We start from the raw sequence: 14,296 nt of genomic DNA, 5'->3' as shown, positions 1-14,296 counted from the left end.
CGGATTTTTCATACAACGTAATTCTCAGTAAAACCTTTTTGTGGAGTAGGGGGACATGAATCGGTCTGAACCAAGTGTTACGTGCTTTTAGCATTAACAAAGGATCTACAATGTTCAAAACTATCCATATCAAGCCGCTCTTATGTTCTTTAGCTAGTGTTGTCGTTCTTTCTAGCTGCTCTAGTGCGGCTATGGCTTCATCTCAACACGGGGGGAAGATCACGCCTCGAAGTGATTGGCAGTTGGTTTGGGAAGATCAATTCGAAGGCAGCACTATTAGCAAGCGCAACTGGTCATTTGAAGAAAACTGTTGGGGAGGCGGCAATAACGAACTTCAATGTTACACTGCTAGATCAAACAATGCGTTCGTCAGCGATGGCTATTTGCATATCGTTGCTAAGGAAGAAACGTATACCGGCTCCGCTGATCCCCAAGGAAAACTAGATGGTCCGTATAAGACTCTCCCATATACCAGCGCTCGATTGAGCACATTGGGCAAGCGTGATTTTAAGTATGGCCGTGTAGAAGTGCGAGCTAAACTTCCTGCTGGGCAAGGGACTTGGCCTGCCATCTGGATGTTACCTTCAGAAAACAAGTACGGAAATTGGGCGGCATCTGGCGAAATTGATATTGTCGAGGCAGTGAATCTAAAAGCGCAATCTGATGCGCCAGACGCAAAGGAAGGTGACTTAGAGCAGCGTATACACGGTACCCTTCATTACGGTGCTCAATGGCCCAACAATGTAAGCAGTGGAGCAGAGTTCTCATTACCCAATGGTGTCAATCCGGCCGATGACTTTCACACCTACGCAATAGAGTGGGAAAAAGGTGAGATTCGCTGGTATGTCGATAATATCCACTATGCTACGCAAACCCATCATGGCTGGTACTCTCAATACGAGCAAGATGGGAAGATAGTTAATGCCCCGAGTTTTGCTCCTTTCAACGAGAAGTTCCACCTTATCTTGAACCTAGCGATTGGCGGTAGTTGGTCCGGACAAACCAATGAGACGGGTGTTGATGAGAGTATCTTCCCTGCTACGATGCTGGTTGATTCTGTCAAAGTTTATCGCTGCTCTGTGGATCGCTGGAAAGGTAAAGGATGCGCTGCATCAGCACAAGAAGCGACGTTGGTAAAAGGCCATCAAGCACCAGAAATTCTTACACAAGACACAAGCTATGCCGATGGCCCAAACCTAAATGTCTTTATTGATGATTTGAATGCAGCCTTAGCCTTTGACAGTTACGATCCTACCAACGTAGTCGAGCACCAAGTGATAGAAGAGCCGGAAAGAGGACGCGTACTATCGATCATCAAAACCGGGGACGTTGGCAACCTTTATTTCCGCTCGCCGGAAATCGATATCACACACTGGTTAGAGTCTGGTGTGTTGAGCTTCGAAATCCAAGTTGAGTCTAAACAGGATGATACCGAACTATTGGTTAAGGTCGATAGTGGCTGGCCATTGACTAGTGATATTGCGGTTAAACTGGATCAATCGAATCAGTGGCAGACGGTCAAGGTTCCTCTATCTGAATTGGTGGCGCAAGGTAATCGATATCAAGCTGGGAGCTCTGTTGACCCAACCCGAGTGACCAATTTGTTGGTCTTTGAGCCAACGGGCCCTATGTCTTTCAAGCTTAACAATATTATGTGGCGTAAGCACTGAGCTTGAGCTGCTGATACAAGAGCCATGCACCTGCATGGCTCTTTGTTTTTCAGATAGATAAATAGTTCCTGCAAATGCATAATTGTGATCAATATATAAAGAAAGCGCTTTCTATGTGATCTGTGTAACTTTTTGTAGTGACAAAATATCGCTAATATTTCTGACAGAACAAGTAAAAGCGCTCCATTAGCTGGAATTTGTCGCATATATTGCGCATGCATCGAGTTAATAGCCCCCTATAGCGCTCATGCTTGTTCATTTTTTAAAATAAAAAGAAAGCGCTTTCTTTGTGAGCGTACCCTATCAATAATGGAGTTAATATGAAACTGTCAAAGCTTACTCTTGCATGTTTAGCCGTCTCTGCTGGATTCACTTCTTTACCTACTTTTGCAGAAAAATCCGATGGTTTTGAGTTCCATGGCTATTTTCGTGCTGGTGCACTATTTAGCAAGAACGATGATTACAAGCGCTCAAAGTTCCCTGGCTCTAAAGAGAGACTAGGTCGTCTTGGTCTCGAATCAGACAATCATTTTGAGTTGGCATTACAGAAAAATTTTGAAAATGACGATGGTCAGAAAGTTCGCATTAAAACTCGTGCTGGTGCCGATAACGCTCAATATGCGACTAACCAATTAGGTGCCAATGCCGACGCCGCTAACAGCGAGATTGGTATGATTGAGACTTTCGTCGAGTTTGAAGGCGTGAGTGAAACCGGTGTCGTTTGGGGGGGCAAGCGCTTCTACGGTAAAGACAACTATATTTTTATGACAGATTTTTTCTATACCGACATGTCAGGTACGGGGTTCGGTATTGAAGGCGTTGAACTTGGTGATCAGAAATGGGACTTTGCATATATAGCCAGTGATGATTCTGGTGACACAAGTTTTTACGGCGACAGTAACAACATCATGCATGCTTTGCATACTGGGGTGAACTTCGGTAGCGTTGAGTTACACGCCATGCTGAAATATATGCCAGACAACATCATTGAAGAAAATGGTGTTAATAATCAATACACAAGTAATGGTATGGACCTAACGGCGATTTACCACTCAGATAGTGTGTTCGGTCTTTCTGAAAAAGGCTTTACTAAATACATTGGACAAGTCGGTAAAGGTCTGGGGTCTGGTCAATTATTGGGTGGCACACTCACAACTTATAACACCTATAAACCGGGTAACAATGTCACGTCGTGGAAAATTACCAGTAGTGGATGTGGCAGCTCTTGTGTTAAAGCAGCCAATAATGGTGATGTTTCCGCCCGCGCATTGGTCTGGGGTGGGTATTTCTTTGAGAATGGCGTGAGTGTGTTCCACTCTATCCAAGGTCAATACAACGATATGGACGACGGTAGCACAGATAGCTGGGCATCGGCGATGGTTCGACCAACTTTCCCAATAAATCAGAACTTCTTCATCGCCACAGAAGCAGGTTACCAGTACAACCGGGGTGAAAGTGTCGCTGGCGTGACATCAACAAGTTATGATTACAAGTTTACGGTTGCGCCAACTATTAACGTCAACACAGGCTTCGGTCCTGTGCCAGAGCTACGGTTCTTAGCAACATACCTAGATGGCGATACTCGTGACAAGGCGGATCTTATCGTCGGTATTCAAGCCGATATGTGGTGGTAATTCTCCCACCTACATGGCCACACTTTGGAGCCTGATAGTGCGTCAGGCTCACCTCTTCGTTGAGCCTAAACAGTTTAGCTGACACAGGGATGTGATTTGCCGATGAACGTGGAAAGTGGGGGACGCTTCTTCGCGTTTATATTGCCGCTTATTTTAAGCGGCCTTTTTCTTTTTAGGTCCGCGCTTTATTAAAAGCTTTGCGCACTTAACCTGAGTTGTGCCGGTATTGGGCTCGAAACTGTTTTGGCGTGATGTCGAAAGTGTTTTTAAAACACTTAGAAAAATAGTTGCTATCGCCAAAACCACTCTGCTCGGCAATCGATTGGATCGAGCATTTATCTTCACTCAACAGCAAGGTTTGGGAAAAATTCAATTGTAGTGCTCTGACATACTTGGTCGGCGACGTGTTAAAGAACTGGCGAAACAGTCTTTCAAGCTGACGCTTGCTGATAAATGCGTGCTTGGCAATTTGTTCACTCGATATTTCAATGTTTTGAAAATTCAGCTCAATGTATGCAATGGCACGTCCTAAGGCTAAGGTGGTGGTGGGGAGAGCGCCTTGTTGGTTTTGATAGATTCTTGCCAAGTGAATGACCAATTGCTGCATCGCCCCACTGATCATAATCTCAAAGCCTGCCTCCGCGCGTTCATACTCGTTCCTGATTTGCTCTAACAAACGAATGATGGTCTTTAGCTCCTCTCTTTTGAGGGTGAGCTTGGCTTGATACTCTGAGGATTGACGTGCGAATGGCTCAATTTTGAATAAGGCTTGGTAACCTGCCAAACGTCGCATTGATGAAGACTCAAAAAAGGGGTTTTGGGCATCAAACATCAGATTGATCAGCTTTAACTCTTCTACATCTTGAAAGCCATGCTCAATATCGCCATTGATCACAAACACGTCGCCGGGTTGCAACGAATATTGATGTTTAGCAACGTTATGAATGCCTCTCCCACTGACGACGATGAATAGCTCAGAAAAATCGTGTCTGTGCATCGCAAAATCACTTTTATGATCGCCATCGACATAGGCAAAGCTAAGGTGAGGATGCTTTTGGTGTGTGGCAAGTTTATATTTCTCAATCATGTCGCGTTTTTACCAACTTATGTCGCATTTGTCGTCGTTTTGCGTAATTGGTGAGTTTACTATGGCTCTTATAGGTTGAAAACCACAACAACAACGCGATGTGCGTCTTAATCTACTCGAAATGGAGGGTCCCATGCACAACGAACACAAATCGCTTCCATATTACTCGGACTGGCCGCTATTGGTGTCTGACTTTACTTCGGATCCGGTAATCGAGTCAGCGATTGAAAAAATCGTACATCAAATGACACTGGAAGAAAAAATCGGTCAGATGATTCAGCCAGAAATTCGAGAAGTGACGATTGAAGAGTTTAAGCAGTATAAGTTTGGCTCGATCCTCAATGGTGGCGGGGCATGGCCGAACAACAATAAACGGGCGTCGGCGCAAGAATGGGCAGACAAAGCCGATGAGTTTTGGCACGCCACTCAAGAGATGTTTGCCGATCGCCCTTTTACTATTCCGTTTGTTTGGGCGACGGATGCCGTTCATGGGCACAACAACGCCTTTGGTGCGACTGTCTTCCCCCACAATATAGGCTTAGGCTGCGCTCGTGACCCTGAATTAATTGGTCGGATCGGGCGTATTACTGCGTTGGAAATTGTTGCGACAGGGCTAGACTGGACATTTGCTCCCACCGTGGCGACACCACGTGATTTACGTTGGGGTCGCGTGTACGAAGGCTACTCTGAAGATCCACATATTACTTATCAATATGCGCGAGAAATGGTCAAAGGCTTGCAAGGTACGCAAAATGAATTGAAAGGCCAAGCACACGTCATTTCCAATGTTAAGCACTGGGTCGGAGACGGTGGTACGGCAACTGGAGTGGATCGGGGGGTAAATAACTACAGCGAAGATCTACTACGTAACATTCATGCTGCAGGTTACTTCAGTGGCTTAGAAGCGGGGGCGCAGGTGGTGATGTCTTCGTTCAATAGTTGGGCCAACAAGGCGAACTATGACCATGACACTGAACAAGGAAACATCTACAACTATAAAGTGCATGGCAGTCAGTACTTACTTGATGATGTGCTCAAAGAAAAAATGGGTTTTGACGGTTTGGTGATCACGGATTGGCATGGTCATGCCGAGGTAAGTAAGTGCAGCGACGGGAACGCAAACTACGCGATCAACGCGGGTAATGACGTGTTGATGATTCCAGTTCGTGAGCATTGGCTAGCGGCCTATCACAACGCGCTGGAAGGGGTGAAAACGGGTGAGATCCCAATGGCACGTATCGACGATGCAGTAATGCGTATTTTGCGCGTGAAAATGCGTGCAGGTCTATGGGAAAAACCCGCACCGACTCAGCGCAAGTATGCGGGTCAACAATCAATCTTAGGCGCAACCTCGCACAGAGACACTGCACGCGAAGCGGTGAGAAAGTCGTTAGTGTTGTTGAAGAACAAAGCAAACCTACTTCCGCTTAACCGCTCACAGAAGGTGCTATTGACGGGTAGCGCTGCCAATGACATTCAAAAGCAATCGGGGGGTTGGAACCTGACTTGGCAAGGGGATGAAAACAGCTTAGAGGACTTTCCGGGGGCGACCACACTTAAGATGGCGCTGGAGCAAGAGCTAGGTCCAGACAAGGTGACCTACGATCCAGAGCTCAACTCAGATTATCAGGCAGGGGATGTTGCTGTTGTGGCGTTTGGTGAAGACCCTTATGCAGAAATGATGGGGGATATCAAAGCGTGGCAAAGCTTAGACTTCTCTACTTTAAAGCGTAGCTATGGTGAAGATTGTCAGCGCATTGAGCAGCTCAATCGTGCAGGCGTTAAAGTCATCAGCATTTTCTTCAGTGGCAGACCACTTTATGTCAATGAACAAATTGCTCAATCAGACGCCTTTGTCGCGGCTTTCTTGCCTGGTAGTGAAGGGGAAGGAATGGTCGACGTATTGGTGGGCGATAGTAAAGGGCAACCAAGATTCGATTTCAAAGGAAAGCTTTCTTTTAGTTGGCCAAACAAAAAACTTAGCGCGACGGTGAATGTGGTTCCTGAACACATTCCTGATTATGTGGTGCCAGAGATAGAGCAGTCCCCATTTGGTGAGCACGCGCCTCTGTTTGAGTACGGCTATGGTTTGAATTACAGCACTCAAACGCAGAGCAGAGATCTGGACAACCTTGATTTCGATACCGTCAGCGAAAAGGAAACGACTGAGGCAACCCATGCGCAGCATCTGTTTGGCATTCAAGCTTGTGTTGGTGATTATCAGTTAAAAATTGCGGATAGTGGTCATTGGATGGGATTAGATGTATCGCGCAACAATACGATGTCGCTCAGCCATATTCACAGTCAGCCCTATAACTATCAGCAGCAGCAAGATGCCGTTAAGATTGCCACTGATTCGTCGGGTGGAGTGGTTTATATTCAACCAGCGAATGGTCTGGCTGAAGATTTGTCTCATTTTGAGGCTAATGGTGCCGTGAGCTTTGAAATTAAACCAGTGCAGAGCTCTACTGCTAGTATTTATTTTGGCTTGCAAAAAGCTGTAGGCGAAACGCTTAGACCTCATGGGCCGTGTGTTGATCTAACCCAAGCATTCAATGCCTCTGTGGGTGAATTTACTAGGGTTACGGTTCCGTGTTCTGCTTTAGTTACCGACGGGCGTGACTTAAACTGCATTGATACGCCATTTTTACTCGCGATAGAAGGGGAAATAGATGTTGTGATTGCCAATATTTGCTGGGATATCTTGCAATAATTGTATGACGATAAGCGGCATGGAATCAGTTTTGAGTACCTTTTCCGACTCGGCTCACCTTACTCTCTATTTAAAAGGCAGATCAGAGAAACGCCGAGACAGTATAGGAAAAATAAAGGCTAGATACCTATTCAAGACCTTTGGTGATATTGATTACCCAGTACTCTTTTATTTGTCGTTTTTCAAAACTAAGCGTCACCCTACAAAGGTTATGAGTACATAGCTCCAAAGGAGAGGGTTGGAGTTATGCGGTATGGAAAGAGTTAACAATAACCTTTCAGGCTTCGGAGAACTTCTAGTATAAAATCGATCGACCACCACTAAAAAGCGATGGTCGATTGGCAAGGAAATCGACAGAATTCATCCGCGACACGCGAATTTGGCGGTGTATACATGAGTTCAGAGACATGGCAAATAGGTGTCTTATTCTACAGCTTAAACGCGAGCTTCATCACTAAGAGCAGATTACCTAATACTTGTTCCAGCAGGGGCATGTCATTCCATTTATTTAAGCTGCGTGTTTCCTTGCGACATAAGCTTTTAATTAATGAATACGTTTCATATTTTCTTTCATTAATTAACAGCTAAAAAATCATTAGAATAAAAAAGTAACGCACCTATTTGTTTCTATTCTTCATTGTGTTTTTGTTGTTATTCCTTTGTATACAAAAGAGACTTACACTACTGATGTCGACTAACGCACTGATTATTCAGTGTATGTTGGCAATGATATAGAGTTTTATTCCGGATAAACGCGTGCGAAAACATTTCTGTTGAAATGTTCGGAATAGTCACAAATCTGTAGCTCGAATAAAATCAGGGCTTTACATCCATTCCAATCAAAGTCAAATGTACACTTATTAATAACGAGCACAATAGGCTAGTTCGATCTCGCTATTAATTTAATCATCAACAATGTAATTATATTTTAATAATATTTCGTAAAATTGACCAAAAATAATGGATAATACATGTTTATAAGAAAACTGATTGCAACATCAATTCTTGCTTCTGCCTCTCTATCGGCTGCGTATGCTGGTGATATTGACGTTTATTTTAACCACCCAGTCAATGCGCCAGCGCAACAAGCGAACCTGGAAACAAAAATCATTGACTTCATTAATAGCGCTCAGACATCGGTTGATCTCGCTGTCTATGATCTCGATCTTCCGGGTATTGCAAACGTCCTGGTGGCGAAAAAAGCTCAGGGTTTAACGGTGCGCTTTATTACCGATGAAGACAATATCGCTGGGGAAAATGAGGAAGCCATTAATATCTTAAATGCAGGCAATGTTCCTTGGATAGACGATACCGAAAACGGAAGCGCAGGCTCTAAAATCCAGCACAATAAATTTATTGTTGTCGATAATGCAAGAGTCTTGGTTGCGTCAGCTAACTTCACCCAGAGTGGTATCCACGGCGATCTGGATGGAGAAGGAAACCTGATCAGTGACGGTAACGCTAACCACCTAGTTACTGTTGAATCCTCACAGCTCGCGAATATTTACACCACCCAATTTCTGCAAATGTGGGGGGACGGGCCTGGAGGTGCAAAAGACTCTCTGTTCGGCTTGGGCAAAGTAGACCACCAAATTGAGACCGCTTACACCGACAACGAGAACATTCGACTGGATGTGCAATTCACGCCGCAGTCACCCAGCCTGTACACCGGTTCAACTCTGGAAAACTTGGAAAATTATGTTACTGCGGCCAACACGCGTATTCATACTGCCCAGTTTGTCTTCAGTGCTCAGGATGTTGCGGATAAAATGAAACTTCGCCATGACGCTGGTGTTGAAGTTCAAGGGGTGGGGGACCCGAGCTTCTTCAGCCGCTACTACAGCGAGTTTATGGATATGGCCAACACCCCTAAGCTGAACCCGAATGGCGCCTATGAAACCGACAGCTATACCGGCGCGCCTGACAACCCTTGGAGTAACCCAGCTGACGTCCGAATTGCTAACCTGAACGGTGGTGACAAGTTCCACCACAAATACTGGATTATTGACGATCTTGTCATCACCGGCTCGCACAACGTGTCCGGCTCTGCAGCCTTTGGTAACGATGAGAATGTTCTGGTCATCCACAGCGCAGAGGTGGCAGCCCAGTTTGAAGGTGAATTCAGCCGCCGCTACTGCGAAGCGGGGGGATCTGAAAACTGCGGCTCGGAGTCTTTGCCTGAAGGGGGGACTTGGGAAGGCGTGAGCTTCACCGGTGCCGAAGTCACAACCGTGCTGGACATCGTCAACCAGGCAACACTTTCGGAGCTGGATGTTGAAGCAGCGATGAATGCCACGGCAGCCAACAACATCATCGCAGCGAGAACTATCGCGGATATGGATCAGCTCGCCGCCGTTCCTTACGTGGGTGCTGCTGCCATGCAGGATCTGAAGGACTACATTTCGACCTGGGAAGCAAAGTAACCAGCATGCGTAATGGAAGACGACAAGAACAGAGGATGAACGTCACTTTTTACATCAACTTTCCGCTCACCCGAGCGGAATGTCCCCTGTCTTAACTCGATAGTCAATGGAGAGGAGGAGTCCTTATGGTCTCTTCCTCTCACCTAACGGTGTGGGTGATATTTTATACTGGATAGCCGCCGATTGAATAGGCGTCAGGTGAGTATTCACCGAATTTGAAACAAGGCGCCACAAGTGGGTCAGCAACATCACCTTTTGCCCCATATCATTGTCACATTGAAACCGGTATTTCGGAGACGCGACCATGATTAACTCATCATACCCCAGCGTTTTAGCCATCATCGATGAGTCTTGCCAATCGCCACGTTAATCCCTTCTTTGATCAGAGCCGCCAGGTTTTCATCAAACTTGAGGTCCAAATCGATGTCCGGGTACGCGACCACACCTGCCGAGATAGCAAAGCAACACTATGAGTAGAGAACAGTAAAAGCATAAATAGCGAGTTTTACTTTTGCTGCTCTCTCCCGAAGAAAATTAGGCTTCTCGCACGTTAGTTTGCATTAACTTGGCTTGCTTTTTTTTAATGCGAGCAAAGAGGCCGCCAAGAATCACAATACCACACAGTGCATAAGTCACCATGAATGACGTGTCACCCGCAACCAAACCTAGGTCAGAGAAGGTAATATAAGCCCCCAATACCATGTAAAGAATGACCGCAGATGCTTCAAAACGGAACTCCCAAGGTTTGATGTCCATTGCTTCGTTAACCGGTAACACATAGTCAGTATCACGTGGACGCACCTTACCAATGGCCAGCATGATTAGACAACACGCTACAAACAACACCGCAAGCTGATGGAAGAAGTGGAGTTCTGCGAGTGGCTTAAGAGGACCTAAATAGTCATGCATTGATGCCGGTGTGAACTGGATAATGCCGTAAGCCGTCACGAAAACGGCAAGCGATATTTTCGCCGCCATCGCTGGTACACGTTTAGTCACGTAACCCATAAATACGATAGTGAAGATTGGCACACTGAATAGACCCGCTAAGCGTTGTAGCAAGTCGAACAGACCATTGGGTGCGAACATGATAAATGGTGCTATGCCAACAGATAGGATTGCGATGAACAAACCAAAAACACGGCCTTTATTGACGAGTTGTTGGTCAGAAAGCGTCCCGTCTTTATCAAAGAGTGGCTTATAAACATTAAGCGTAAACAGTGTTGTTGATGAGTTAAGCACGCCGTTAAACGTGGACAGGATCGCGCCAAACATGGCTGCTAAGAAGAAACCTACCAGTGGCTTCGGCAGAACGTCATTGACCAGGCGCGTGTACATGGTATCCGCTTCGTAGTTTTGACCTGCCGCATCAACGGTTCCAAACATATGGTAAGCAATAATACCTGGAATGATGAGGAACAGCGGTGTTAACACCTTGATCGCCCCCGCCAGAATGACCCCTTTTTGCCCTTCTTTTAGGTTTTTCGCCCCCAATGCACGCTGGATAATCGCCTGATCTGTCCCCCAGTAATATAGGTTGACCAATAGCAAACCCGTAAACATGGTCGAGAAAGGTACGTTAGGATCATCGGCTGCGCCCACAGCTTGTAGCTTGTCTGTCGCGTTAGTCGAGATAATATGCATACCTTCCATGAAGCTACCATCACCAAGCACAATTAAGCCGAAGATAGGGATCATCAAACCACCGACAATCAGACCTACGCCATTCAGAGTATCTGCGATTACTACCGCTTTTAGACCACCATAAATCGCATAGAACAAACCTAGGAAACCGATAACAGCCGCGATAAGTAAGATGGCTTGGAAACGACTAATACCTAGCATTGTTTCAATATCGAAGATACCACCGATAACCATGGCACCGGCATAAAGCGTATTCGGTAATAAATTCACGATGTAGCTCAGCAGGAATAGAACGGTAACAAATTGCTTAACCGATAGGTCATAGCGAGATTCTAAGAAGTCGGGAATGGTGGTAATACCCTGCTTTAAATATCGCGGAACTAAAAAAAGGGCGATAATGATCAAAGTAATACCTGATGCGACTTCATAGCCCATTACAGACATATTGCCTTTGAACGACAGTGCACTCATTCCGACAAAACTGGTGGCAGAAAGGTTGGTTAGAATCAGTGAACTTGCAATTAGGCCACCAGTCAGGCTTCTACCACCGAGGAAGAAACTATCTTTAGAGTCATTTTTCTGATTCTTAACACGAGACCAGGTGTAATACACGACGAGCCCGGTAAAGAAAAAGAATGACAGTAGGATTGTCATTGGCATTTTATTTTTCCTTAAATTTTGTGAATTAATTTTTATTTTTCACTTTCTTTAGGCAAAGGGGTGACGTCAGATGAGCGTCAACTCTTCACCTGGTACGCTTGAAACTGTGCTGGTATGAACGTTCGCTAATCGCGCTTAGATTTTTTTTAGATGTACGATTAACGCTGACTCTGGGTCAAGAATCGGTAAAGTTAAGCCAATTTCTTTAAGATTGTCGCCGCTCAAAGTCAGTGTTTGATCTAGCCATTTAGGACGTTGTTTCATGAGCTGAAAGCTGGTTTGTGGCATTTCCACCAGCTTGACTTGGTATTTGGCGTTCACATCGGAGCCGCTAATACGTAGCGGGGAAGGTAACGCATGATCTGGCATAGCGAGCTGACAAACTGTAATGAGCATTTCATCATCACTTTCCACACCATAGATATTTTGGTTCTTATCCGCAGGATCAATACGGAAGCTGCGCCCGCGATGAAGAAGGTGGCGATACTGCTTGTGCAGAGCGATGTAGTGAGAGAAGGCTTCTTTCTCTTGTTTCGACTCTTTCACCGGATCAAGCTCAACCCCCATGTGACCACCTAGAGCGGTCACACCACGCATGTTAATACTGTGGCGACGGTTAGTTGAGTGGCACTCATACGGACCAATATGCGCGCCCATTACCTCCGGAGGGAAGAAGTAGCTCATGCCTTTTTGAATCGCTTGACGTTCCAATGCATCGTTACAGTCAGATGCCCAGAAGCGTTGCGTACGTTTGAGAATTTCAAAATCGATACGCCCACCACCGGAAGCGCATGATTCGATCTCTATTTCTGGGTGCGCTTTGTTTAGCGCATCAATCAGGCGATATAGAGCTTGTGTTTGACCATGTACTGCAGGTCTGCCTTGATGGCCTGGCTGAACCAGCTCACGGTTCATGTCCCATTTTAGGTAAGTAATATTGAAACTGGTTAAGAGGTCGTTAAGGCGCTCGAACAAGTAGTTAAAACAGTCATCATTTTGCAGATCCAAAACGTATTGCCAACGACCAGAAGGTTGGTGATAACCTTGTAGGCTTAGCACCCAATCAGGGTGATTGCGATAAAGATTCGAGTCTTGACTCACCATCTCTGGTTCAACCCACAAACCAAACTCCATACCTTTTTGGTTAACATGTTCAATCACAGGTTCTAAACCATTCGGGTATTTAACTTCATCTAAATACCAGTCACCAAGTGCCGCACGTTCACCATCACGACCAATAAACCAACCATCATCAATGATGAACCGTTCAACACCCATCTCAGCGGCTTCTGTCGCCATCTGCATGATGTATTCCGGTTTATGATCAAAGTAGATGCCTTCCCAAGTATTGAGATGAACGGGGCGTGGTTTGTCGACTGGAAATGTCACAATAGTGTCGCGAACGAACTGTTGGAAGCGCTGTGCAACACCATTTAACCCCCTGTTGCTGTAACAGCCATATAACCATGGACTTTGGTATGACTCACCCTGTTCAAGGATCACTTCGCCGGAAATCAGCAGTTCCCCCGCTTGAACAAAACGACGGCCGTCACTACGCACATCGGCACGCATTTGGTGGTTACCACTCCAACCAAGGTGAAAGCCCCAAACTTGGCCAAGTTGTTCACTAAAGCCGTTAGAGCCAACAAACAAACCAGGAAAGTTTTCGTGAGACGTACGTCCACGACGGTTCTCTTGCATAAAGCCACCGTGTTCAAAGCGTTGACGTTGTGTTTGAAACTCGTGACACCAGCGACCATGGAAAGTCATTAGCTCATTAGCGTGATTGGGAAGAGGAAGCGTCGAAGAGAGCTTACCTAGATAGTACTGGCCCGAACCGATGTTTTTTACAGCGACTCGTTTTTGCAGTACATCCGTTTCAGGATTCAGCATAAGCTCAATAGCCAATTCAAGTTGAGCGGTCTCGTCGATCAGGGTAAAAGTAACACTATGAGCTTGCTCATCAATTGCCACACAACGGAACACTGGTGCCCAATCAAAGCCTTGGCGATGACCTTCGATGCCAGGAGCATTAAAGTGACCACTGCCTAACTCAGGACATAATGACAGCGGTACATCCACATCTAAGCGCGCTTGCGAGATAGGTCGTTCAGTCGATAGCAGAAGATCGTGGTCAATTTGAGCGATCTTTGCCCCCCAATGCAGTATCTCGGGCACACGCTCTGTTTTAATAATTACGCTGTGGTTTTTACTCTGTAAGTGTACAAACTTAGTCATATCTAAACTCAACAATTGTTTTCGTAAACATTTTGTGGGTTAAATATCGAACTAAGTTATGCGTAATAATAGTGATATAAAGGAAAAACGTGATCAAAAAGAGTTTAAAAATAATAAAAACATGGTTTAGATCGACTGTTTTCGAGAACATTTTTTGATGTTTTCGCCAACATTGTTAGGGCATCTCACGTTAACTTTCATCTAGATTTGTTAATGTTTATGCAATA

Annotated in this window: 7 protein-coding genes; 4 read left to right on the top strand and 3 right to left on the bottom strand. The window is 45.5% G+C overall.

The features are described from left to right. Positions 1 to 110 precede the first annotated feature (110 nt). Positions 111 to 1,670 (top strand): glycoside hydrolase family 16 protein, encoded by a 1,560-nt coding sequence (locus tag QMA41_RS18755; protein WP_043011799.1) that lies wholly within the window; start codon positions 111 to 113, stop codon positions 1,668 to 1,670. Positions 1,671 to 1,990: 320 nt separating this feature from the next. Beyond that, the gene (locus QMA41_RS18750; protein WP_235676553.1) at positions 1,991 to 3,304 is read left to right on the top strand and encodes a carbohydrate porin; all 1,314 of its coding nucleotides are present in this window, start codon (positions 1,991 to 1,993) and stop codon (positions 3,302 to 3,304) included. 205 nt (positions 3,305 to 3,509) lie between these two features. Here QMA41_RS18750 and QMA41_RS18745 read toward each other — a convergent pair whose 3' ends face one another. Next, a complete protein-coding gene (locus tag QMA41_RS18745) occupies positions 3,510 to 4,391 on the bottom strand; it encodes a helix-turn-helix domain-containing protein (protein WP_235676552.1) in 882 nt (293 codons plus the stop codon). Between the two features lie 133 nt (positions 4,392 to 4,524). Here QMA41_RS18745 and QMA41_RS18740 point away from each other — a divergent pair, with 133 nt between their 5' ends. Together QMA41_RS18740 and QMA41_RS18735 are read left to right on the top strand one after the other, a co-directional pair. Continuing rightward, on the top strand, positions 4,525 to 7,104 hold the full coding sequence (locus tag QMA41_RS18740; protein WP_021456970.1) for a glycoside hydrolase family 3 protein: 2,580 nt from the start codon (positions 4,525 to 4,527) through the stop codon (positions 7,102 to 7,104). A 971-nt stretch (positions 7,105 to 8,075) separates the two neighbouring features. Continuing rightward, positions 8,076 to 9,527 carry a phospholipase D-like domain-containing protein gene (locus QMA41_RS18735; RefSeq protein WP_235676551.1) on the top strand — a complete coding sequence of 484 codons (1,452 nt, stop codon included), beginning with the start codon at positions 8,076 to 8,078 and terminating at the stop codon, positions 9,525 to 9,527. 534 nt (positions 9,528 to 10,061) lie between these two features. On the opposite strand, the gene QMA41_RS18730 is transcribed toward QMA41_RS18735, so the two are convergent. Both QMA41_RS18730 and QMA41_RS18725 read right to left on the bottom strand, forming a co-directional pair. Further along, positions 10,062 to 11,831 (bottom strand): solute:sodium symporter family transporter, encoded by a 1,770-nt coding sequence (locus QMA41_RS18730; RefSeq protein ID WP_019276727.1) that lies wholly within the window; start codon positions 11,829 to 11,831, stop codon positions 10,062 to 10,064. A gap of 135 nt (positions 11,832 to 11,966) precedes the next feature. Then, positions 11,967 to 14,069 (bottom strand): alpha-galactosidase, encoded by a 2,103-nt coding sequence (locus tag QMA41_RS18725; RefSeq protein WP_235676550.1) that lies wholly within the window; start codon positions 14,067 to 14,069, stop codon positions 11,967 to 11,969. Positions 14,070 to 14,296: the final 227 nt, after the last annotated feature.

It is taken from the genome of Vibrio sp. St2, assembly GCF_947311885.1.
Taxonomy (GTDB): Bacteria; Pseudomonadota; Gammaproteobacteria; order Enterobacterales; family Vibrionaceae; genus Vibrio; species Vibrio coralliilyticus.
The sequence above is the reverse complement of the archived record's forward strand: the minus strand, read 5'-3'. Positions and strand labels throughout refer to the sequence as shown.

Coding starts and splice junctions, on each gene's coding strand:
- QMA41_RS18755 (WP_043011799.1), top strand. CDS start 111: ATGTTCAAAACTATCCATATCAAGCCGCTCTTATGTTCTTTAGCTAGT.
- QMA41_RS18750 (WP_235676553.1), top strand. CDS start 1,991: ATGAAACTGTCAAAGCTTACTCTTGCATGTTTAGCCGTCTCTGCTGGA.
- QMA41_RS18740 (WP_021456970.1), top strand. CDS start 4,525: ATGCACAACGAACACAAATCGCTTCCATATTACTCGGACTGGCCGCTA.
- QMA41_RS18735 (WP_235676551.1), top strand. CDS start 8,076: ATGTTTATAAGAAAACTGATTGCAACATCAATTCTTGCTTCTGCCTCT.
- QMA41_RS18745 (WP_235676552.1), bottom strand. CDS start 4,391: ATGATTGAGAAATATAAACTTGCCACACACCAAAAGCATCCTCACCTT.
- QMA41_RS18725 (WP_235676550.1), bottom strand. CDS start 14,069: ATGACTAAGTTTGTACACTTACAGAGTAAAAACCACAGCGTAATTATT.
- QMA41_RS18730 (WP_019276727.1), bottom strand. CDS start 11,831: ATGCCAATGACAATCCTACTGTCATTCTTTTTCTTTACCGGGCTCGTC.